The organism is Desulfosalsimonas sp. (assembly GCF_046483245.1).
Classification (GTDB): Bacteria; Desulfobacterota; Desulfobacteria; order Desulfobacterales; family Desulfosalsimonadaceae; genus Desulfosalsimonas.
The window spans coordinates 1-21386 of record NZ_JAWODO010000049.1; the positions used below are offsets into that span (position 1 = coordinate 1).

At 55.9% G+C, this 21386-nt stretch carries 21 protein-coding genes, 2 tRNA genes and 1 other RNA gene; 9 read left to right on the forward strand and 15 right to left on the reverse strand.

From position 1 onward, the window contains the following. From R6U41_RS05070 to R6U41_RS05105, 8 genes are all read left to right on the forward strand, one after another. A partial coding sequence (locus R6U41_RS05070; RefSeq protein WP_410268750.1) for a Maf family protein occupies positions 1-443 on the forward strand: 443 nt, incomplete at its 5' end. Positions 444-448: 5 nt separating this feature from the next. Next, the gene (locus R6U41_RS05075; protein ID WP_410268751.1) at positions 449-1141 is read left to right on the forward strand and encodes a YggS family pyridoxal phosphate-dependent enzyme; all 693 of its coding nucleotides are present in this window, start codon (positions 449-451) and stop codon (positions 1139-1141) included. Further along, positions 1138-1695, forward strand: coding sequence for an epoxyqueuosine reductase QueH (locus R6U41_RS05080; RefSeq protein ID WP_410268752.1), 558 nt, complete (start codon positions 1138-1140; stop codon positions 1693-1695). Before R6U41_RS05075 ends, R6U41_RS05080 begins: the two co-directional genes overlap by 4 nt. Beyond that, positions 1695-3530 carry a M48 family metalloprotease gene (locus R6U41_RS05085; protein ID WP_410268753.1) on the forward strand — a complete coding sequence of 612 codons (1836 nt, stop codon included), beginning with the start codon at positions 1695-1697 and terminating at the stop codon, positions 3528-3530. Before R6U41_RS05080 ends, R6U41_RS05085 begins: the two co-directional genes overlap by 1 nt. A gap of 11 nt (positions 3531-3541) precedes the next feature. Next, positions 3542-4681, forward strand: coding sequence for an ABC transporter permease (locus tag R6U41_RS05090; protein WP_410268754.1), 1140 nt, complete (start codon positions 3542-3544; stop codon positions 4679-4681). Between the two features lie 9 nt (positions 4682-4690). Continuing rightward, on the forward strand, positions 4691-5449 hold the full coding sequence (locus R6U41_RS05095; protein WP_410268755.1) for an ABC transporter ATP-binding protein: 759 nt from the start codon (positions 4691-4693) through the stop codon (positions 5447-5449). Between the two features lie 121 nt (positions 5450-5570). Continuing rightward, the gene (locus R6U41_RS05100; protein WP_410268756.1) at positions 5571-6491 is read left to right on the forward strand and encodes an MlaD family protein; all 921 of its coding nucleotides are present in this window, start codon (positions 5571-5573) and stop codon (positions 6489-6491) included. Positions 6492-6539: 48 nt separating this feature from the next. Further along, positions 6540-7172: an ABC-type transport auxiliary lipoprotein family protein gene (locus R6U41_RS05105; RefSeq protein WP_410268757.1), complete on the forward strand. Its 633-nt coding sequence runs from the start codon at positions 6540-6542 to the stop codon at positions 7170-7172. A gap of 6 nt (positions 7173-7178) precedes the next feature. On the opposite strand, the gene R6U41_RS05110 is transcribed toward R6U41_RS05105, so the two are convergent. The 8 genes from R6U41_RS05110 to R6U41_RS05145 all read right to left on the reverse strand — a co-directional run bounded on the left by R6U41_RS05110 (position 7179) and on the right by R6U41_RS05145 (position 14093). After that, positions 7179-7727 carry a nitroreductase family protein gene (locus tag R6U41_RS05110; protein ID WP_410268758.1) on the reverse strand — a complete coding sequence of 183 codons (549 nt, stop codon included), beginning with the start codon at positions 7725-7727 and terminating at the stop codon, positions 7179-7181. After that, positions 7724-8446 (reverse strand): 2-C-methyl-D-erythritol 4-phosphate cytidylyltransferase, encoded by a 723-nt coding sequence (ispD, locus tag R6U41_RS05115; RefSeq protein WP_410268759.1) that lies wholly within the window; start codon positions 8444-8446, stop codon positions 7724-7726. Before ispD ends, R6U41_RS05110 begins: the two co-directional genes overlap by 4 nt. Positions 8447-8462: 16 nt before the next feature. After that, complete coding sequence (locus R6U41_RS05120) at positions 8463-9782, reverse strand: HPr family phosphocarrier protein (RefSeq protein ID WP_410268760.1); 1320 nt, start codon at positions 9780-9782, stop codon at positions 8463-8465. A 9-nt stretch (positions 9783-9791) separates the two neighbouring features. Then, positions 9792-10991, reverse strand: coding sequence for a SufB/SufD family protein (locus tag R6U41_RS05125; RefSeq protein WP_410268761.1), 1200 nt, complete (start codon positions 10989-10991; stop codon positions 9792-9794). Then, entirely contained in the window at positions 10979-11737 is a 759-nt protein-coding gene (locus R6U41_RS05130; protein WP_410268762.1) for an ABC transporter ATP-binding protein, read from the reverse strand. The genes R6U41_RS05125 and R6U41_RS05130 overlap by 13 nt, the downstream gene beginning before the upstream one ends. A gap of 36 nt (positions 11738-11773) precedes the next feature. Beyond that, an RNA gene (rnpB, locus tag R6U41_RS05135) (RNase P RNA component class A) lies at positions 11774-12208 on the reverse strand. A gap of 13 nt (positions 12209-12221) precedes the next feature. Then, the gene (locus R6U41_RS05140; RefSeq protein WP_410268763.1) at positions 12222-12935 is read right to left on the reverse strand and encodes a zinc ribbon domain-containing protein; all 714 of its coding nucleotides are present in this window, start codon (positions 12933-12935) and stop codon (positions 12222-12224) included. Positions 12936-12980: 45 nt separating this feature from the next. Beyond that, positions 12981-14093: a Nif3-like dinuclear metal center hexameric protein gene (locus R6U41_RS05145; RefSeq protein ID WP_410268764.1), complete on the reverse strand. Its 1113-nt coding sequence runs from the start codon at positions 14091-14093 to the stop codon at positions 12981-12983. Positions 14094-14656: 563 nt separating this feature from the next. Between R6U41_RS05145 and R6U41_RS05150 the strand changes: the two genes are divergently transcribed. Beyond that, complete coding sequence (locus tag R6U41_RS05150) at positions 14657-15199, forward strand: flavodoxin family protein (protein WP_410268765.1); 543 nt, start codon at positions 14657-14659, stop codon at positions 15197-15199. An 82-nt stretch (positions 15200-15281) separates the two neighbouring features. On the opposite strand, the gene R6U41_RS05155 is transcribed toward R6U41_RS05150, so the two are convergent. From R6U41_RS05155 to R6U41_RS05185, 7 genes are all read right to left on the reverse strand, one after another. Continuing rightward, a tRNA-Ile gene (locus tag R6U41_RS05155) sits at positions 15282-15357 on the reverse strand. Between the two features lie 91 nt (positions 15358-15448). Continuing rightward, positions 15449-17221, reverse strand: a complete 1773-nt coding sequence (rpoD, locus tag R6U41_RS05160; RefSeq protein ID WP_410268766.1) for an RNA polymerase sigma factor RpoD — start codon at positions 17219-17221, stop codon at positions 15449-15451. Between the two features lie 58 nt (positions 17222-17279). Continuing rightward, a complete protein-coding gene (gene dnaG / locus R6U41_RS05165) occupies positions 17280-19097 on the reverse strand; it encodes a DNA primase (protein WP_410268767.1) in 1818 nt (605 codons plus the stop codon). A gap of 157 nt (positions 19098-19254) precedes the next feature. Beyond that, positions 19255-19986 carry a 1-(5-phosphoribosyl)-5-[(5-phosphoribosylamino)methylideneamino]imidazole-4-carboxamide isomerase gene (hisA, locus tag R6U41_RS05170; protein ID WP_410268768.1) on the reverse strand — a complete coding sequence of 244 codons (732 nt, stop codon included), beginning with the start codon at positions 19984-19986 and terminating at the stop codon, positions 19255-19257. Positions 19987-20019: 33 nt separating this feature from the next. Next, positions 20020-20607, reverse strand: a complete 588-nt coding sequence (gene hisB, locus R6U41_RS05175; RefSeq protein WP_410268769.1) for an imidazoleglycerol-phosphate dehydratase HisB — start codon at positions 20605-20607, stop codon at positions 20020-20022. A 158-nt stretch (positions 20608-20765) separates the two neighbouring features. Beyond that, positions 20766-20841: transfer RNA gene (locus tag R6U41_RS05180), tRNA-Ala, on the reverse strand. Positions 20842-20906: 65 nt separating this feature from the next. Then, positions 20907-21386, reverse strand: a 480-nt coding sequence (locus tag R6U41_RS05185; RefSeq protein WP_410268770.1) for a DUF2400 family protein, incomplete at its 5' end; no start/stop codon positions are given.

Sequence of the window (21386 nt, forward strand, 5' to 3'; positions counted from 1 at the left end):
ATGCCTGGGTGATCGGGGCGGACTCCATTGTGGTCATCGACGGGCTGATCCTCAACAAACCGGGGTCAGCCGCTGGGGCCGGGCAGATGTTATGGCGCCTGAGCGGGCGCACCCACCGGGTGATCACCGGCTACAGCATCTGGTGTGAAAGCCGTAAACACCGCCACAGCGATGCCTGCATCACCGAGGTGACATTTAAGGAATTGACCGAAGATGAAATCAACTGGTACACACAGACCCCGGAGCCCTGGGACAAGGCCGGGGGCTATGCCATCCAGGGCATTGCCGCGTTCATGGTCAAAAGCATAAACGGATCCTATACCAACGTGGTGGGCCTGCCCATGTGCGAAATTGTCGAGCATTTGACACAGCACGGTGCCATCCGGCACGGGACCGGGCAAACCCGCAACCCGGCCACAGCTGATGCCGCGGGAAAGTATTGATACAAATGAATGCCATCGCCGAAAACATCAAACAAATCAGAGAGCGCATCACAAAAGCCGCTCTGGACTGCGGCCGCAGTCCGCAAGCCGTCCGTCTGGTGGCTGTCACCAAGACCGTTTCCCCGGAACAAATCAGAAAAGCCGCTGAAGCCGGCCTTGACTGTTTCGGGGAAAACTACATCCAGGAAGCGGACAAAAAGATCACGGCCCTGGCAGACATCGGAGTGACTTGGCATTTCATCGGGCATCTGCAGTCCAACAAGGCCAAATACGCAGTGCGCCTGTTTGACCTGATCCATTCGGTGGACAGCCTCAAGCTGGCCAAAGAACTCAACCGGCAGGCCGCCCGGCACGGGCGGGTCCAGAAAGTATTGATCCAGGTCAACCTGGGAGGGGAAAAAACCAAGTCCGGCGCAGAAAAACAGGCGGCAGAAGAGCTGGTCTACGATGTTGCCGGGCTGGAAAACCTCTCTGTCCGGGGCCTGATGACCCTGCCGCCGTTTTTTGACACCCCTGAAAAGGCCCGGCCCTATTTCCGGCAGCTGGCGGAACTGCACCGCGAAATTGCGGCCAAAAACATTGCCAACGTGGAAATGGCGGAACTTTCCATGGGCATGACCGGCGATTTTGAAACCGCCATTGAAGAAGGCGCCACCCTGGTGCGCATCGGCACCGCCATTTTTGGAAAGCGCTTATGAAACTGCTGCTCCACATCTGCTGTGCGCCGTGCGCCATCTATCCCCTTGACTGCCTGCAGCAAAAAGGCCTCGAGGTCATGGGATTTTTTTACAGAAACAACATCCATCCGTTTACCGAATGCATGAAGCGCGAAGACACCCTCAGAGCCTATGCACAACAGACCGGCCTGCGGGTGATCTTTCAGGAGGGCTATGACATCGAGGGCTTTTTGCAAAGCGTTGTGTTCAGGGAAGCCCACAGGTGCCGGTTCTGCTACCATGACCGGCTCATGACCACAGCCAAACTGGCCCGTAGGGGAAAATTCGACTATTTCTCCTCCACCCTGCTTTACAGCAAATTCCAGAATCATGACACCATTGCCGAAATCGGCCGGGCCGTGGGCAAATCCGCAGGCGTGCCGTTTTATTACGAGGATTTCAGAACCGGGTGGAAAACCGGGGTGGAGACATCAAAGCAACTGGGCATGTACCGGCAATCCTATTGCGGCTGCATTTACAGTGAAAAACAGCGATTCTATACCGGGACGGCCAAAAAGCGGCAGGACGATAGCTGATGTTTGGCAATTTTCTCTACTTTATCATCGCCCTGCTGATTTACACCACCTATCCGCCCCCGGCACAGCCGCAGATGCCACTTTTCCAGGCTTTAGGCTTTTTTGCCGCCATTTCCCTGCTATTTGCCGCCCTGACCCGGATTTTGTTCAAAAAACTCGAAGACCGCATTGAACAGGGCGATAACGGCGACCTGCACCAGGCCTTTGAATCCCTGATTGTGCGCCAGTGCATCATTGCCATCGGACTGTTTGCGGTCAATATTTATGCTCTGGAATTAAGCGGACACCTCCGCCAGATCCCTGCTGTTCAAAGCATGCCCACCCTTGGCGCAGTGCTTTTTCTGGGCCTTTTTCTGGGATATCTGTGCATTGTCTGGGCTTCTGCCCACAAGGCCCACGAAAAGCTTTACCGGACCGGCATCACCCGGCGCCGCTACGTGGTGTCCCATATTACCTTTTCCATCCCGGTCCTGCTGCCCTGGTTTTTTCTCTCCCTGGCCGCGGACCTGATTTATGTGCTGCCCTTTGATGCGCCCCGGGCATTTCTGAATTCCACCACGGGCCAGATCCTTTATTTCCTGTTTTTCCTTTTTGTGATCGCGGTGTTCGGCCCGGCCTTAATTCAGTATTTCTGGGGTTGCAGGCCACTGGAAAAAGGGGATGCACGTACCCGGATCGAGAATTTGTGCCGCCGGGCCGGGGTTTCCTACCGGGAAATCATGCAATGGCCGCTGTTTGGCGGCGGCATGATCACTGCCGGGGTCATGGGCCTGGTTTCACGATTCCGCTATATCCTGGTGACCCCGGGGCTGCTGCGCTATCTGGCCCCCGAGGAAGTCGAGGCGGTGGTGGCCCATGAAATCGGTCATGTCAAACACCGGCACCTGTATTTCTACCTGGTTTTTCTGGCCGGATACATGGTGATCGCGTTTGCAGCCCTGGATTTTATCGTATTGGCGGCCGTGTATCTGCAGACGGTTTTGGGAGCAGCCAATGCCGGGGGGCAGACCTTTGTTTCCGTGGTGTTTAGCATGGCCATGATTGGGACCTTTTTTGTTTATTTCCGGTTTGGATTCGGCTATTTCATGCGCAATTTTGAGCGTCAGGCCGATATCTCCGTCTACCGGCTCATGGACTCGGCCGTGCCGCTGATCACAACCTTTCACAAGATTGCGGCTTCCAGCGGTCAGGCTCCGGACCGGCCCAACTGGCATCATTTCAGCATATCCGACCGCATCAACTACCTGCGCAAATGCGAGGCCGATCCGGCCTGGATCCGGCGCCATCACAGAAAGGTGCGCGCAAGCATGGCCGTTTACCTGGCCCTCATCCTCGGACTGGCCTCAGTGGGCTACAGTCTGCATTTCGGCGCAGCCGGGGAAAATCTGTCCGGAAAAATGGCCGAGCAGATCCTCACCCGCCAAATCGGCCAGCAGCCCAAGGACCCGGAGCTGCACGTGATGCTCGGGGATTTGTATTACAGTAGAAACAATCTCAGCGCCGCAACAGAGGCCTATCAGCAGGCCCTGGACCTGGATTCCGGCAATGTGGCGGCATTAAACAATCTGGCCTGGCTATATGCAACCTCAGAGTCGGATACCGGAATGTTTCAGCCGCAAAAAGCCCTTGAACTGGCCCAAAAAGCCGCAGACCGGTCTTTGGAGCCCCATGTGACAGATACCCTGGCAGAGGCCCATTTTGTCAATGGCAACTATGAAAAGGCCGTTGAAACCGCTAAAAAAGCCCTGTCTGCGGCAACAGAGAGGCAGGATTATTACCGCGGTCAGCTCAGGCGGTTTGAGCAGGCCCTGGACAACAACCACAGACCCCGGTGACAGCAAAAAAAATGCAACGCCCCTTGCCGTCCGGAAAACCGCTTTTTGAACTGCAACAGGAGGATGACAACACCCTGACCGTGGTCCTGCACGGCCGGGCCGATATCACCACCGCGCCGACCCTGATCCGGCAGCTGCCGGCATCTGTGCCATCAGACCAAAGGATCCAACAGCTGAAGGTGGATTTTGCCCGCGTGACACAGTTTGACGATTACGGGGCCATGGTGGTGCTGCGCCTTGTTCAGATACTCCAACTTACCCACGACCAGCTCAGTTTTGTCAATCTTGCCGAAGACCATGAAAAAACCCTGGCACTGGTGGATTTCGGCCAGCCGGACTGCCGTATCCCGTCGCACAAATCCGGCAACCTGATCATCCAGCTCGGGGATGCCACCATTTCGATTTTCCGGGGCGGGGCCTTTTTTATTGAATTTATCGGGGCCATGGTGTTTTCCCTTCTGCGGGTTTTCAGACGACCCCGGTCCTTCCGGGCCGGTGATACCATCGCATACATGAAAACCACCGGTGTGGATGCCCTGCCCGTGGTGGGGCTGATCACTTTCCTGCTGGGCCTGATCATGGCCTTTATGTCCTCGCTGCAGCTTTCCCAGTTCGGGGCCAATTTGTATGTGGCCTCCCTGGTGTCTCTGGCCATGGTTTCCGAGCTGGGCCCGATCATGACCGCCATTGTGGTGGCCGGCCGGTCAGGATCGGCTTATGCCGCGGAAATCAGCACCATGAAAATTTCAGAAGAAATCGACGCACTGGTAGTCATGGGCTTTGATCCCAACGTGTTTCTGGTCCTGCCCAGGGTTGTGGCCGCCATGGTGGTGGTACCGCTGCTGACTGTGTTTGCCAGCATATTCGCCGTGGCCGGCGGCCTGGTCATCGGAGTGCTCATGCTCAATCTCAGCCCAGGGGCCTATATCAACCAATCCCTGGATGCCCTGACCCTGTTTGAGGTCATGTGGGGACTGTCAAAATCCGTTGTATTTGCCCTGCTCATTGCCCTGACCGGATGCTTCCGGGGGATGCAGGCCCGGGGCGGGGCCGCGGCCGTTGGCAGCGCCGCCACTTCCGCAGTGGTGACCAGCATATTTCTGATTATTTTGTTTGACTCGGTTTTTGCGGTAATCCGCAGCTACTGGTAAGAAAGGTTTATGGGCGCACAAGACATCATACGGGTTGAAAACCTGGCCGTTGTTTACGGTGAAGACCATGTACTGAACAAAGTGAACTTTACGGTAAACAAGGGCGAGATTTTTATTATCGTTGGCGGCTCGGGCTCGGGCAAGTCCACACTCATGCGCCATATGATCGGTTTGGAACAACCGGCCGGGGGAAAAGTCTTTATCGGGGATACAGACATTGCCGCATCCGGTGAAAATGCGGTTTCCCGGGCCCTGAGACGCATCGGGGTGCTGTTTCAGGCAAGCGCGCTTCTCGGCTCCATGACTGTGGCGGAAAACGTGGCCCTGCCAATAACGGAATTTTCCGGATTGCCGGCTGAAGCCGTGGCCGCAATGGTGCAGATCAAGCTTTCCCTGGTGAGCCTGGAGTGCTACGGCGACCATTTGCCCTCGGAGATCAGCGGGGGCATGAAAAAACGGGCCGGCCTTGCCCGGGCCATGGCCCTGAACCCGGACATCCTGTTTCTAGATGAGCCTTCGGCGGGCCTGGATCCGGTAACCGCGGCTGAAATCGACCGGCTGATCCTGCACATCAACCAGACACTGGGCACCACCATTGTCATTGTTACCCATGATCTCGACAGCATCTTTGCCGTGGGCCAGCGGGCCATCATGCTGGGCAGGGAAACGGGCAATATCATCGCCCGAGGCGCACCCGCGGATTTGCGGGACCATGATCCGGACCCGGAAGTCAGGCGCTTTTTCACCCGCAGGCCGCCGGATGCCTAACCGGCATAAAAGCAGGGACCGGCTTTTGATCCGGACAATCTAAGATTGCGCACCAGGGACAAATCCTTTATAAAAAAAATGATCCACGGCAGTTGACCCAATTGATCAGGAAAATGTTTGCATGCAGTCTGTACGGACCAAATTCTCGGTGGGATTGTTTGTTATCCTCGGTATGACCGCGGTGATACTGATAGTTTTATGGCTGGGCATGGCCCAGTACTTCCAGGAGGGACACAAGTACACTGCCTATTTTGACGAGTCGGTGCAGGGCTTGAGCCAGGATGCGGCCGTCAAATACCGGGGGGTGAACGTGGGCCGGGTGGAGCAGATCAACGTAGCCCCGGACGGGCGGCTCATTGAAATCGTGTTCACCCTTGACAAAACACTCCGGAAAACGGCCAATCTCGTGGCCCAGATCAAATCCGTGGGCATTACCGGCATCATGTTCGTGGAGCTGGAAAGACAGGCGCCGGACGAACTGGTTACGGTTCCGGATTATAAATTTGAACCCAAACACCCGGTTGTGGCCACCCGGCCTTCTGATATCAAACAGCTTTTATCCGATATTAATGAAATTCTGGGAAGCATCAAGCAGGTGGATGTGGAAGGCATTTCAGTTCAGCTCAGCCAGCTTCTGGAAAAAAGCAACCAGCTGCTCGACACCCAGAAGTGGAGCCGCCTCCGGAGTTCTGCGGAAGAAAGCCTGCAAAACATCAACGGACTCATTACCGATACCAGACGGGCGGTCAACCGGATTGATGCGGCCGTGAACACAAGCGCCGGCCGGTTTGACAACGCGGTAAACCAGGTGGGAAAGGCCGCGGAAACCGCAGACGACTTGTTTGCCCGGGGCTCGGCAAGCCTGGATGGGGCCGAAGTCCGTGTCCGGGACTATGACCGGCAGATGGCCGATATCATGGAACAACTCCGTGAGGCTGCAGCAAATATCAACAGCCTGATCAATCAGCTGGAACGGCAGCCCTCACAGATACTTTACGGAGAGCCCGTGCCGGAAAAGCCGGTGGCACCGGAAACCAGATAAACAAAGGCCTTAAGACAAAAAAGCGCTTAAAAAATGAAGCAAAACATCTTGTTCATACAAATGCCGGCCATTGCCGCAGCCATTTTCGCGATCCTGCTGCTGCCCGGGTGCACGGGTTTCAGCGAGCCCCCCAGAGCCGTGGAATCCTATGTTCTTTCTTATCCTGCGCCAATGCCGGCTGACACCAAAATCACCGCGCCGGATGCAGTGCTGGCCGTCCAGGCCTTTGATGCAGCCGCCCCTTACCGGTCCAGGCAGATGGTGTATGCCGATCACCAGTTGCGCAGAAAAACATACGCCTATCACCAATGGGTATCAAAGCCAACAGAGATGGTCCGGGACCTGATCATCCGGGATCTTCAGGCAGCACAGGCGGTCCAAAGCGTGACCCGCGCCGAAAAACGGCTGGAATCCCCCACGCATGTGCTTTGGGCAACCATAGAAGCATTTTACGAAGATGACACCCGCAGCCCGTGGCAGGCCGTGCTGGAACTCACAGCAACCCTGGCCGAAACCCAAAGCGGGCAGTCCGGGCGCTCCATTATCATGACAAAAACCTACCAGGCCAGACAGGACCTTGAGCAAAACAACCCCCTGGGCCAGGCCAGGGCCATGAGCACGGCCCTGGCAGAAATTTCAGAAGATCTTGCAGCAGACCTCCAAAAGGCCCTGGGGCGGTAGTTTTGTCTAGAACGTATTTTGCCGGCAGAATTCTTCCACGGATTTGCGCTTTGGTGCAGAGGGCACCTTGGAGGGGTATCCCATGGGAATCAGGCTCACCAGCTCATGATTTTGCGGCACTTTGAGCACTTCTGCGGCCTTATCCTGGTCAAACAGGCCCATGATCACCGAGCCCAGCCCCAGGGAATGCGCAGCCAGAGACAGGTTCTGGGCGGCAAGGCCGAGATCAAACATAAACCAGTCACCAAACTTGGTGGTCACCTGCCCCTTGTAATAACCGGCCTCATTTAGGCGGGCGCACAATGCCAGCACCACCGGAGCGCTGCCAACGGCCTTGTGTGCCGGGTTGGACTTGGGCACGGCCTCCTGCTGAAGCCGGGCCTTTAATTCCGAATCGGTTACCACCACCACCTCCCAGCACTGGGTATTGGCCCAGGAAGGCGCCCACTGAACAGCTTCAAGCACGGACTTGAGCACGTCGTCGGAAACGGGTTTGTCTTCAAAATTACGCACGGTGCGTCTTTGGTAAATGGCGTCTAATACTTCATTGCTCATGGTTTGGCCTCCGCTGTTGATTGGTTTTCTAAAAGCCGGGCAGCCATTTCCAGGTCTGCCGGTGTGGTGATCTTGATATTGCCGCGGCTGCCCTCGATGATGCGCACGCCCACACCCATACGCTCCACAAGGGATGCGTCATCCGTTCCGAGAAATCCATCAGCCGCGGCTTTTTCAAAAGCCTTTTGGATAAGGCGGAAATCAAAGGCCTGGGGGGTCTGGGCCAGCCAGATCCCGTCCCGGTTTACGGTTTCGGCAATCAGGCCGCCGGCCTCAACCCGCTTGAGGGTTTCTGCGGCAGGAATGCCCGCAATGCACGCCCCGGTTTCAAACGCCCCGTCAATACAGCCGGAAATGAGCTTGGCCGTGACAAAGGGACGCACCCCGTCGTGGATCACGACAATTTTTTCAGGCCGGTCCAGGCTGGCAAGCCCGCATTTCACCGAATCCTGCCGTTTTCGGCCCCCGGCTGTGAGTTTGACGGGTTTTTGGTTCTGTACCAGGGGCAGAACCGATTTGCGGCAAAATGCAAAATCCGCCTCCGGAACCACAAGGCAGATATCGGCGATCCGGGGATGTGTGGCAAAAACCTGCAGGGTGCGCGCAAGAACAGGCATATCCCCGAGCGCAAGAAACTGCTTGGCAACCGGGGAGCACATGCGCACCCCGCGTCCGGCCGCCACGATCACGGCTGATGCCATATGCCGGGTTGCATTCATAAACAAATCACAAAGCCTATCGCAGATATTTCAGGCTTTTGGGAAGGGGGATGCCCTTTCCCATCCGGTCTTCACCGTAGTTGACCCCGGCAAGAACCTCGATGTCTTTTAGCGCCCGGACATCGCCCTCAAAACTCACCTCCTTAATGCCTTCCTTCTGTATCATTCCCCCGGCCCACTGGATATCGAGCACGCTGCTGGCGTCAAAGCGATGATCGTCCACCACCAGATCCACCTGCCCGCCGTAGCGCTGGACCACCTTGGCCACCAGCAGGCTGGGCCGGCAGTGAAACCCCAAATCCTTTGGGATGGGCACCTGGATGGCGCCTTTTTCCACGTTTTCCTTTAAAATTTCCCTAGCCTTATCCCGGCCGGAGGAAAAATAGTGGTTGACATAATACAGACCGTAATTGATGGTGCAGTCCAGCAGGCGGTCGGGATCAACAAGTTCACAGAGCTGCCTGCGCACCACCCGGTAGATGTTTTTATACCCCACCTCGATTAAATGCCGCTCGTAGAAATGCAGAAGCCGGCCCATGATCTGCAGAAGGTGAAATATCACGGAAAAATAGGAACGAAACTGCTTCAGTCCCCGGTTGCCGTACCGGAATCCACCGTGGATCACATAGGAATCAAACGAGGACTGCAGGTTGTGCACCAGCATTTCAAAGCGCCGGATCTCCACTTCGTTGACCTTTTCGGGCACCAGGGCCTTTAACCCGTCGCGGTCGTATACCTCGTAGAACTCATAAGTGTCAAAATCATCGGCAATGGAGAGAAACTCATTGGCCACCCGGACGATCTGGTTTCGCTGCTGGTCCTTGTCCTCATCATAAATATTGTAGTCCAGCATCTCACCGGAAGACACCCCCGGAAAATTGGTTTCCGGATATCCGCCCTCGGCCGGTTCGGCAATGCCGAGCCGGCTGGCTTCCTCCAAAATGGCCGGCGCCAGGTTGGACAGGGATCCGGTGATAAACGAGAGCACGACCTCGCCGTGAACCCGGAAATCCTCCTTGGCGTCAATGTCGTAGAACACAAGCCGGTTTAACACATGCTTCTGGGTGTATCCGGCAAGGCTCAAATGGCGGACTGCCGCGGCCAGCTCCCGGTAATAGTACCAGTCTGCATTGTTTTTGGCCCCGTGGAAATCCAGGAAATCCTCGAGCAGATGTGAGCTGGTGATCAGCTTTGAATAAAGGCTTTTGGTAAAGGATTTTTCCGGGTGGGAACAGGTGCGGATAAACATGAGGCAGCGCATGTAATTGTGGGAATAAAACCGCACCCGCTCTCCAAAAGAAAGATCACAAAGCCCGTTTGCCGCATCGATTTCCATTACATCCGCCTATATTGCATCATGTTGGGTCTCGCTGACCACCTGGTCGATTTCTTTGGCCAGGCCGGGGGGCAGGCCCTCGATGTCCACGTTTAAAAATCCGCGAACAATGGTGGAAACAGCGGTTTCCTCGTCAAGCCCCCGGGCCATGAGATACTCGATTTCCCGCTGGTCGATCTTTCCCACGGCCGCCTCGTGGGACATGTCCACGCCAGGCACCCGGCCAACCAGTTCCGGAATGGCGTGCATGATGCCCTCTTTTAAAATCAGGCCCTTGCATTCCAGATGCCCCTTGACCCCCTCGGCCCGGGCATCCATCTCGCCCCGGGCGATAATGGTGCCGCCTGTGGTAATGGCCCTGGAAATGATTTCCGCCCGTGCCCCGGGATGCTCCAGAATCACCGTGGAGCCGGTATCGAGCTCGCATCCGGGCGGAGCTACCAAAATGCTGTTAAACCGCGCCACCGAATCTTTGCCGGCCAGGTAGGTCACCGGGTTCATCTGCAAAGATCCCACCGGACGCAGGGAAACATAATTGGATACCACTGTTCCGCCTTCTTCCACGTAAATGCCCGTGCGGGGGCGCACCTCGATCTGCTCACCCCAGCGATGGATCATGGTAAAGTGCAAAGTGGCGTTTTTTTTGACATAAAATTCAGAAACGCCCACGTGCAGACCGCTGCGAAGATGCTCGGCAGTGGCGCAGCCGGTAATAATATGGATGCTGGAATTTTCCTCTGCAATCACCACGTTGTGTACATGCTGGGACAGGCCTTCCTCTGAAATATACAGGCAGGACTGGACCGGTTCGGCAACCTGCGCCCCGGGAAGCGAGCGGATAAAATATCCCTCATGGGGGATATCACGGGTCATGCGGGTATAATCGTCCTTTTCCGGGGAAACCAGGCGCCACATGTAATCGCTGAGCCAGTCGTGGGTTTGCAGGGCCTGGCTGATGCCCATGATTTCAACATCTGCGGACCCGCATCCGGAATGGAGAACCGAGCAGTCCTTTTGAATAAAGGTTCCGGAGCGGTTCTGCCCGGTGATATCCACACCCACATTGAGCCATTGCCTGGCTTCCTCGGGATCTACATTGTCGAGCTGCTCCAGATAGGCATGCGGATCTGCCTGGTCCTTGTATCCGGGCTTGTAGCTCTTATTGTCATCCCGGACCGCAGCCTTGTTTTTACCGTCTAGCTCGCGCATCGAAAACACTCCTCATAGCCGTATTCGCGGATCCATTGCAGAATTTCCCGGGCGTTTCTGGCACAGCACAACACGCCGTTATACAGCACATGTCCCTTGTCTGCGGTGATGTAGTTTAAAATGTGGCCGGTATGGGTGATCACAAGGGCGGATTTGCTCTTTTTCTCGCGGTGGGCAATGGCACCCTCCTTTGCCCGCTGGCGCACACCCCGGCCGAGCAGCTCATTGATAATCTCGCCGAGCAGCACCACGTTTTCCAGGTCCACACCGGACTCGGGCTCGTCGAGCAGAACCAGATCCGGGCTCTGGGCCAGCAGCTGAAGCATTTCGGATCTTTTCATCTCACCGCCGGAAAAGTTCAGGTTCAGATCCCGGTCCAGAAAATCCGTGAAATTGGCCTTTTGGGCCAGCTCTTCCACATTGGCGGACTTTTGCCCAGCACACAGGGAGACCACGTCCCGGGTTTTGAGTCCGTTTATGGCCGGCGGCCGCTGAAAGGCCACGCCGATTCCCAGCCGCGCCCTTTCGTGGATGGGCATGCGGGTGATATCCTCGCCTTTAAACCAGATATGCCCGCTTTTCACCCGGTAGCCGGAAAAACCCATGATGGTCATCATCAGGGTGGATTTGCCCGACCCGTTGGGTCCGAACAGGATGTGGGTTTCTCCCTCGGGAATCTCCAGGCTGATTCGGTTTAAAATGGTGCGGCCCTGAACCTCCACCACCAGATCCTCGATTTTTAACATAACAATCCTCTCATGTATTCATGCAAAAAAAGTTGCGGCCGGCGCCGTCCATAAGCCGAATTCTGTTCCCGCAAACCGGGTTGCCCCGGTTTGGGGCCACGATCATTCATCTGTGGATGCCGGTTGCCCGGCACCTCCTGCGACCTACCCGGAAGCATCAGGCGGGCCGCCCTCAAACGCTCCCCTATTCGGTCTTGCACCGGGTGGGGTTTACCTAGCTTCCCCGGTCGCCCGGGGAACTGGTGCGCTCTTACCGCACCGTTTCACCCTTACCCCGCACCCACTTTTATCGCCAGGCACGTTTTTCTAAAAAAACCGGTCCTGGAAATAAAAGTGGGTGCGGGGCGGTCTGCTCTCTGTTGCACTTTCCTTCGCGTTGCCGCGACTCCACGTTATGGAGCACCCTGCCCTGTGGTGTTCGGACTTTCCTCCGGCAGACGCCTGCCCGCCGGCGATCGTCTGGCTGACGCCGACCGCAATTCCATTATAAAACATAAATCAACCGATGGCAATGCGGACACATCCGCAGCTCATTTCCGCGATGCAGTTCATTATACAACTGGGGCGGAATATTTAAATGGCACCCCTTGCACACGGCATTTTCCACCGGCACCAGGCCGATACCGGCGCAACGCTGCTTGACCTGCCGGTACTGGGCCACCAGGTCCGAATCCAGTTTGTCGGCAAACTCTGCTGCTTTGTCCTGCAACTGGTTCATTTGTTGCCGCAGTTGTTGAGTCTGCTCTGCCAACTGCTGCTTTTCCGCATCGATGCGCTCTTTTTCTGCGGTAAAAGCCCTATTTTTTTCCTCCAGCTGCTTTTCCGCAGCCTCCAGATCGTCCAGGCACTGCAGGCTGGCATCCTCGATCCGGGAACTGGCCGCACGGATATCCTCGATTTCCTTTAACATCCCCTGGTATTCCCGGTTGGTCTTCACCGAGTTGAGCTGAACCTGGCGCTTTTTGATCCTGGCCTGGTTCGTCTCCAGTTCGCCCTCATAAGCCCGGTAATCCTTTTTCAGGGCGTCCACATGCGCCTTTCTGGTTTCAATCTCCTGGGTCCATGCCTGGAGCCCGGATTCAAGGGCGGCCATTTTGTCAGGCATGGCCTCGATTTCCGCCTGCACCCGGCCGGCCTCGCGTTCGTTTTCCTGCAGTTCAATGAGCAGCTCCAGCTGCGGTTTGCTGATCGATAGCATAATTTACCCGGCTTTCATAGGGTTTGTATTTTTCGGCAGGCCCCCTCACACGTGGACAAAAGGATCGGCCTCCCGGTCAAAGACGTTTACATCAACCGACTCGCCGGCCGCATGGACCGCATCCCGGATTCGGGAGCAGATCACGTCAACCACAATGTGCTCGGAGGCAAAATGGCCGATGTCAATCAAGCCCCGCCCCCTTTGCACGGCATCAATTGCGTCATGATACCTTAAGTCCCCGGTGATCAGCACCTGTGCCGGGCTGGCAAAAAACGCTGCGAGCAGGCCGCCGCCGCTTCCCGAACACACGGCCGCACAATCCACGGAAAAATCAGCAGGCCCGGAAAAACGCACCCACGGCAATTTCAGCCGATTCTTTAAATCCCGGGCCAGTTCACCAAGGGTCACTTGCGGCATCATCCTTCCGATGCGGCCCAGACCCTGGCCGGCTGTCTCCGATTCCAGGGGATAGACATCGTATGCCATGGTCTCGTAAGGGTGGCGGGCCTTTAAATGCGCAATCACCGCTTCCAGGTCCGCCTTTTCCACCACGGTTTCCATCCGGACTTCGGAGGCCTCGGAAAGTTCGCCGATCACCCCGTCATAAGGGTCCGCGCCGGGCCCGGGCATGAACGTGCCTTTTCCCGGACTGCGAAACGTGCAGCAGGAATAATTGCCGATGCGACCGGCCGGGCTTTGGCATACAGCGTCAATGAGTTTTGCTGCATGGTCTTCGGGCACAAACACCACCACCTTGTACTGCCGGGACCCGGAGGCCGGGCATAGCACGGACAGGTCTGCCAACCCGATTTTTTCGCACAGCACATCATTGACTCCTCCTGCAGCACTGTCAAGATTGGTATGGGCGGCAAAAACAGCCAGGTGATTTCTGGCGGCGGTTTCGATGATGGCACCGGTCGGACTGTCTGTGTCGATGGCGGACAGGGGTTTGAAAATCAGGGGATGATGGGTAATCAACATATCCGCCCCGGCCCTGACAGCCGCATTGACAGCCTCTAAAGACGGCTCCAGGGCCACGAAAACATTTTTGACATCCCGGGCCGGGCTGCCGAATTGAAGCCCGGAATTGTCCCAGTCTTCGGCCAAATGCGGCGGAGCCATGTCAGCCATAATTTTGATGACATCAGATACCTTCATTTCCACGACCTTTCACAAAAATTGGGTTTTGCCGATTTGATGGCACCGTAAAAAGTCTGATTTCAGATGGTGCCGTAAAAAGTTCAAGATCAAGGCTTGCGCAATTTCGAAGAATGCAGCGTACTTATCCGTACGTGAAATTCTGAGAAATTGCGCGTAACGCAGATATTGGACTTTTTACAGCGCCATCAGATTTCAGACAAAAAAAGGCGTGGAGGTCATTGCGCCCACGCCCTTTTGTCCTGTTATCTCGGTATTGATATGTCATTGCCGTGCTTATGATATGACCGCCCGCATCTTCCGGTTTTTTCTTCCTTGATGGACTCCTATGGCATATCACCGCAAACTTGTCAACTTGCCAGTTTATTGATTTTGATCATAAGGGGGCGATTTGATGATAAACCGCCGGCAATGGTTTGACAAAACAACGGCCGCAGGTTTGGAGCAACCGGTAACCTGCCGGATGCGTTGACATTTCTGAATTTTTCATTATTTTATGATTTCCGGCACGTTCATTTTCACTTTGTATGATCCATACAACAGGCAAAGGAGTTGCAAAAATTATGAAGATACTTCATCTCTACTACACATCCACCGGAAACACGCGCAAGGTTGCAGAAACCATTGATCAGGCCTTAAACAATGCCGGACACCAAGTGGACTCGGTAAAAGTGGGCAAAAACACCGGCGATGATATCAACCTGCTTGATTATGACATGGTTTTTGCCGGCTCCGGAGTCTATGAATGGCTGCCCGGCAAATCCATGCAGGACCTGTTTGGCCGACTGCGGCGCAAGCATGCCGAAAACGGGGATATCAAGCCGGCATCGCCCAAACGCAGCGGGAAAAATGCCGTGATCTACTGCACCTACGGCGGAGTGCACACCGGCATCAACGAGGCCATCCCAGCGGTAAAATTCATGGGCCAGCTTTTCGACCACCTGGGCTTTACCATCCTGGATGAATGGTACGTGCCAGGCGAATACGTGCCCGAAAAAATGCAAAAATTCTCGGAAGCCGGCCGGATGGGCGATATCCGGGGCCGGCCGGATGCCCATGACTTAAATGAAGTGGCCCAAAAGGTCAACGGCATCCTGCGGGTATAACGCATAAAGACCTAAAAAGCCCCGGAAAAGTCTTTGTTCCCGGGGGTTTTCGTATTGTAAAAAACGTTGCTGAATTGTTGTTTGGTGGGCCCACCAGGATTCGAACCTGGGACCGACCGGTTATGAGCCGGTGGCTCTTCCAGCTGAGCTATGGGCCCGTTTTTCTTTCTTTGCTCCCTAAAAGGCTTTGTTTACCTACCGGCTCGCCTGTTTTTTGTCAAGGCCTTATTGGGCATCGGCGGTCTTGGCTTAGGATTCGATAAAATATTTGAGCTTGCGGCTCCGGGTGGGGTGCCGCAGCTTGCGCAGGGCTTTGGCCTCGATCTGCCGGATGCGCTCCCGGGTCACGTCAAAGTCGTTGCCCACCTCTTCCAGGGTATGGTCTGATTTTTCACCAATACCAAAGCGCATGCGCAGAACCTTTTCCTCCCGCGGGGTCAGGGTGGCCAGCACCTTGCGGGTCTGCTCGGACAAGTTGAGGTTAATGGCCGCCTCTGAAGGCGACATGAAGGTCTTGTCCTCGATAAAATCGCCCAGATGACTGTCGTCTTCCTCGCCAATGGGCGTTTCCAGGGAAATGGGCTCCCTTGCGATGCGTAGCACCTTGCGCACCTTGTCAATGGGCACTTCCATTTTCTCGGCGATTTCCTCGGGCGAGGGCTCCCGGCCCATTTCCTGGACCAGGTAGCGCGAGGTGCGGATGAGCTTGTTGATGGTCTCGATCATGTGCACCGGAATCCGGATGGTGCGCGCCTGGTCGGCAATGGCCCGGGTGATGGCCTGGCGGATCCACCATGTGGCATAGGTGGAAAACTTGTAGCCCCGCCGGTATTCAAACTTGTCCACCGCCTTCATCAGCCCGATGTTGCCCTCCTGGATCAGGTCGAGAAACTGCAGGCCGCGGTTGGTGTATTTTTTGGCAATGCTGACCACCAGCCGCAAATTGGCCTGGACCAGCTCGCCTTTGGCGTCCTTTGCCCGCTGGTGGCCATCTTCGATCCGGGCCATGATCCGTTTCAGGCTCCGGGCCGAGGCCTTGATCTCGCGTTCGCGCACTTCGGTCTGGGTGTGGAGCTTTTTCAAGTCCTCAAACAGCTGGACCACTTCCCCGCTGCCATAGACCGAGCAGGCGCACCCCCACTTGACAAACCCCTTTTCCTTTTCCAGGCGCTGGCGAACTTCGGAAATGGGGGCGTCAAAGGCGGCGGCACACTCGCAGAACACCTTGTGAGTGGTGTCAAACCATTCCACCTGCTCGTAAATCTTGCGCTCGATTTCCTCGATCACATCACTTTCCAGGCGCCAGTCCTTAAACAAATCAAAAATCTTGCGGTTTCGGCGGCGGATGGAGCGCATAACCCGGCGCTGCTCGTCGGCATCCATGGATTCATGGAAAATCCGGTCCCGCAGCTGCTGATTTTCCGCGTCAATGCTTTTGATGTGATCAATGGTTTCAAGAAATTTTTCAATCTGAAGCGATTCATCCACGATGGTGTCGCCCTCGTCGATATCGCGCAGCACATGCTTGGGCCGCAAAGTGCCGGCGGCAATCTGATCGCCGAGGTTGATGATGCTGTCAACGCCCAGTGTGGTTTCGAGCATGGCTTTTAACACTTCCTGCTCGCCAACCTCAATCTTTTTGGCGATTTCGATTTCACCTTCCCGGGACAGCAGGGTCACCATGCCCATTTCCCGCAGATACATCTTCACCGGATCGTTGACCGACCGGAATTTGGCTGTTTCATCCACTTCCTCGGTGTCGGCAACGGTTTCTTCGCCCTCTTTTTTGGTCTCCGATGACAGGCGCTGCTTTTTTTTCTCCACCACCTCGATATCCAGGTCGTCGAACCACATCAATGTTTCATCGATCTGCTCCGGGGACATCATTTCCTCAGGAAGCACCTCGCTGATCTGTTCATAGGTCAGATAACCCTGCTCCTTTCCCTTGGAAATCAGCTGATTGACTTTTTCCTTCTGGACTTCTTTGGATTCGCCCCCTTTTTTTGCGGACCGTTTTGCCATAAATCCCAAGCCTCCTGGTATTTTAATCATTATAACAAAACCCTGCGGCAGACGCTGGTTAATGCCGGCCGGCGGCCTGTTTCTGTTTTTCGCTCAACAGCTTGAGCAGCAGCTGCTGATCATTGTTTTGCTCGGCCGCCCGGATGCGGTCAAGCAGATCATTTTTCCGGCGCTGCTTGCAATTACTGAACTGGGACAAAAGCAGGCGGCAGCTCTGCTCCGCCCAGCAGGCCTCTTCCATCATCATGGAAGTCACCATCTGCCGCTGTTGTTCATCACCGAGATGTCCGAGCAGATCCGACGCTTTTTTTCCGTCCCGGCCGAGCACCCGGCAGACCTGCCGGCCCAGCTCCTGCATACGGGAATCCTCAAACTGCTCCAGGATCCGGTTTTGCTCCACTTCGGCGATCATCTCCGGGTACTGGATCATCATGGCCACCACCTTCATTTCCAGGCGGTTGGTCGGCTGCCTGCGGGCTTCAGGCGCCCCGTCTGCGCGGCCGCCGGAATTCGGGGACGGCGCGGACTGTTGCCCTGAACTGCCGCAGGCGCGATTGCTCAAAGACGGCTGCTGCTGGCGAACTTTTTCGAGCACTGCGGCCTCGTCCACGCCGATGGTTTCAGCCATGTGCTGGATGTAGACCGAGCGGGCCACTGCATCCTGTATCTCCGCGAGCACCGGCGCGATTTCCGCGATGATTTTCACCTTTCCCTCAACGGTCAGCCTGTGTGCGGAAACCGCGTTTTGGATCAAAAAGCCAAACAATGTTGGCGCGTTTTGCGCCAGCCGGTCAAAGGCTTCCGCCCCCTGATCAAACAAAAAAGAATCCGGGTCATGACCCGAAGGCAGTAAAATCACGGCCGCCTCCATGCCTTCCTCAAGAAAGGCGCCGATGGTACGCTTGGCGGCATTGATGCCGGCGGCATCCGAGTCAAACACCAGATAAGCTTTCTTGTCCCCGGAGCCGGCAGCCCGGCTGAGCCTGCGGATATGATCCCGGGTCAAAGACGTGCCCAGGGTGGCCACGGAATTGGTCAGGCCGTGCTGATGCATGGCCAGCAGATCAAAATAGCCTTCAACAATATAAACGCAGCCACGGTTTCTGCAGGCGGATCTGGCTGCATGCAGGCCGTAAAGGGTGCTGCGCTTGTGATATACCGGACTTTCCGGGGAATTTAAATACTTGGGCAGGGCCTCATCCATAACCCGCCCCCCGAATGCCACCACCTGGCCGGTCACGTCCCGGATGGGAAAAATCACCCGGTTTCTGAACCTGTCGTAATATCCGTTCTGCTGTTTTCTGGGCACAATCAGTCCGGCTATTTCCGCAAGTGAAAGGGAAAAGCGTTTTTTGCGCAAAAACCCGATAAGGTTGTCCCAGCCCTGGGGTGCAAAGCCGATTCCAAACTGCCTGAGAATCTCCGGATCCATTCCCCGCTTCTCAAGGTAACTTCTGGCGGCCCTGCCCCCGGGGTTTTTCAACAGCATCTCCTGATAAAATTCCATGACCCTGCGGTTTAATCCCAGCAGCTGCTCTCTTTGTGATGCCTCCTGCCGCTGTTTATCAGACATGTCCGGGGCGGGCAGGCTCACGCCGTATTGACGGGCCACGGCTTCCACGGCCTCGGGGAAGCTGATGCCGTCGTATTTCATCAGAAAAGTAAACACATCCCCCCCGGCCCCGCAGCCGAAACAGTGAAAAATCTGCTTTTCCGGGCTGACGGTAAACGACGGGGTCTTTTCCGCGTGAAACGGGCACAGGCCGGCATAATCCTTTCCCGCCTTTTTCAGAAACACCCGTGCGGATATCACATCCACGATTTCCCCGGCATTTCTGATCTCGGCAAGCTTTTCATCTGGTATATACAGCGCCAAGCGATGCTACCTCCGATGCAGGCTGTATGCTAAAGACATATTCGGGCAGGAATGGGCAGGTGCCCAAATTTTAATGAAAATAAGGATTTGACACGGGATTGTCAACTTCATTTTCAGCCCCGGCCTTTCCAGGACACCGCGGGCTGGTATCTGTTGGCTACAAGGCATCGAGAAACGCCACTGCCTCGCGCAAATCCAGCCGGCCGTCATACAGGGCCCGGCCCGTAATAATGCCCGATACCCCGTCGTCTGCCAGTTTGGAAAGGTTGCGGATGTCATCCATGCAGGCAACCCCGCCCGAAGCCACCACGGGTATGCCCACAGCCCTGGCAAATTCCCGGATGGCTTCGATATTGGGACCGGTCTGCATACCGTCGCGCTCAATATCGGTGAAATTGATGGCCGCCACCCCGGAGTCCTCAAACTGCGGCCCCAGTTCAATGGCTGAAACCTTGGTGGTCTGTGTCCAGCCCTCGATGGCCACCTTGCCATTTCTGGCATCAATGCCCACCACGATCCGGCCCGGAAAATCCTGGCAGGCCTGTCTGACCAGGTCCGGATCATAAATGGCCGCACTGCCGATCACCACCCGGTCCACGCCCCGGTCCAGATACATGCCGATGGTATCCAGATCCCGGATACCCCCGCCCACCTGAATGGGCACCGATCCTGCCGCTGATACGATCTGCTCGATGGCTGCAAGATTTTTGGGGCTTTTTTCAATGGCCCCGTCAAGATCCACAACATGAATGAGCCGGGCGCCCTGGTCAATCCAGCGCACCGCCATGGCCGAAGGATCGTCTGAAAACACGGTTTCCCGGTCCATGCGCCCCTGCAGCAGGCGCACGCATCGTCCGCCCTTGATATCAATTGCCGGTATAACAATCATTTTACATAACTCCTCAAATCCGAAACAGCGTGGCTAGAGCGTTCCCTTGGAGGACTGGACCCCGGCAATCCGAGGATCATAGCCGGTGGCCAGGTCCATGGCCCGGCCCACGGACTTGAAAACCGATTCAGTGATATGGTGGGTGTTTTCCCCGTAGGGCACCCGGATATGGAGATTCATGCCCACGGCATTGACCAGGGCCCGGAAAAATTCCTTTGCCAGCTGGGGGGAGAAATCCGAGTCCGGATAAAGGCCTGCGGGCAGGTCATAGACCAGATAGGGCCGGCCCGAGAGATCCACAACTGCCTGGCAAAGGGCGTCATCCATGGGTGTTGCGGCAAATCCGTAGCGCACAATGCCCTTTTTGTCCCCAAGGGCACGACCGATTACATCGCCAAGCACAATGCCGGTATCCTCCACGGTGTGATGAAAATCCACATCAATGTCGCCCCTGGCGCGGACATGGAGATCAAACAGGCCGTGGACAGCAAACAGGGTCAGCATGTGGTCAAAAAAGGCAATGCCGGTATCCATTTCGTGTTTGCCACTTCCGTCAATGTCGATTTTGGCAGAAATCCGGGTTTCTTTGGTGCTGCGCTCAGCTTCCGCGGTTCGGGCCATGTTTTGTTTGTCCTTTGTGCAATCCGTTTTCCGGTATCACCCCTGGCTGCATACTGCAAAAGCGCCGGTTTTGCGCGCCGGGAACAGGAAGGTGGCAGATTGTATTGCAGATAAAAAAGGATCCATGCAGACGGGCATTCGGAAATGGTTTTAAATTATGGTGGAGATGAGGGGGATCGAACCCCTGACCTCGGCGTTGCGAACGCCGCGCTCTCCCGGCTGAGCTACATCCCCACGAAATTAATAATCAAGTATCATTACCAGAAGCTTTTGCGGAGGTCAAACAAAAAATAATGCCGTTACCACGGCCCCCGGATGCCGGGGCGGGTAAGGACAAAGTCGTAACGCACCGGGTCGTGGGGCACCATTTGCGCAAAACCGGCCGTGATGTCCAGGGCGGTTTTGAGATTGGCCTGCCTGCGGTCGGTCAGACCCAGTTGGCAGCATGCCCGGTACATGTGCACATCTAGCGGAATGACGAGCTTTGCCGGGTTCATTTGCTCCCATCCCCCGGGATCCACTGCATCGCAGCGCACCATCCAGCGCAGAAACAAAAACAGGCGTTTGCACGCGCTGCCCTTTTCCGGCATTGCCACCAGATGACCCGGATTTTCCGGCCAGTGCCGGGCCATTTGAGATACAAACGCACCCAGGGCGGGGGCATAGGTGGCATCCTCCGGGCCGGCGCCCCGGGCAAAGGCTTGCTCAAGACTTCCGTGCCGGTCCGCAACCCCTTTTAAACCCGCAAGCATGGCCGCCACATGCCGGCCGGTGGCAAA

Excerpts from the sequence above, each read along its gene's own strand:
- R6U41_RS05110 (WP_410268758.1), bottom strand. The coding sequence starts at position 7,727 with ATGAGCAATGAAGTATTAGACGCCATTTACCAAAGACGCACCGTGCGT.
- R6U41_RS05125 (WP_410268761.1), bottom strand. The coding sequence starts at position 10,991 with ATGCGCGAGCTAGACGGTAAAAACAAGGCTGCGGTCCGGGATGACAAT.
- R6U41_RS05120 (WP_410268760.1), bottom strand. The coding sequence starts at position 9,782 with ATGGAAATCGATGCGGCAAACGGGCTTTGTGATCTTTCTTTTGGAGAG.
- R6U41_RS05090 (WP_410268754.1), top strand. The coding sequence starts at position 3,542 with ATGCAACGCCCCTTGCCGTCCGGAAAACCGCTTTTTGAACTGCAACAG.
- R6U41_RS05085 (WP_410268753.1), top strand. The coding sequence starts at position 1,695 with ATGTTTGGCAATTTTCTCTACTTTATCATCGCCCTGCTGATTTACACC.
- R6U41_RS05095 (WP_410268755.1), top strand. The coding sequence starts at position 4,691 with ATGGGCGCACAAGACATCATACGGGTTGAAAACCTGGCCGTTGTTTAC.
- hisA (WP_410268768.1), bottom strand. The coding sequence starts at position 19,986 with ATGATTGTTATACCGGCAATTGATATCAAGGGCGGACGATGCGTGCGC.
- hisB (WP_410268769.1), bottom strand. The coding sequence starts at position 20,607 with ATGGCCCGAACCGCGGAAGCTGAGCGCAGCACCAAAGAAACCCGGATT.
- R6U41_RS05130 (WP_410268762.1), bottom strand. The coding sequence starts at position 11,737 with ATGTTAAAAATCGAGGATCTGGTGGTGGAGGTTCAGGGCCGCACCATT.
- R6U41_RS05140 (WP_410268763.1), bottom strand. The coding sequence starts at position 12,935 with ATGCTATCGATCAGCAAACCGCAGCTGGAGCTGCTCATTGAACTGCAG.
- R6U41_RS05080 (WP_410268752.1), top strand. The coding sequence starts at position 1,138 with ATGAAACTGCTGCTCCACATCTGCTGTGCGCCGTGCGCCATCTATCCC.
- R6U41_RS05075 (WP_410268751.1), top strand. The coding sequence starts at position 449 with ATGAATGCCATCGCCGAAAACATCAAACAAATCAGAGAGCGCATCACA.
- R6U41_RS05145 (WP_410268764.1), bottom strand. The coding sequence starts at position 14,093 with ATGAAGGTATCTGATGTCATCAAAATTATGGCTGACATGGCTCCGCCG.
- ispD (WP_410268759.1), bottom strand. The coding sequence starts at position 8,446 with ATGAATGCAACCCGGCATATGGCATCAGCCGTGATCGTGGCGGCCGGA.
- R6U41_RS05100 (WP_410268756.1), top strand. The coding sequence starts at position 5,571 with ATGCAGTCTGTACGGACCAAATTCTCGGTGGGATTGTTTGTTATCCTC.
- rpoD (WP_410268766.1), bottom strand. The coding sequence starts at position 17,221 with ATGGCAAAACGGTCCGCAAAAAAAGGGGGCGAATCCAAAGAAGTCCAG.
- R6U41_RS05150 (WP_410268765.1), top strand. The coding sequence starts at position 14,657 with ATGAAGATACTTCATCTCTACTACACATCCACCGGAAACACGCGCAAG.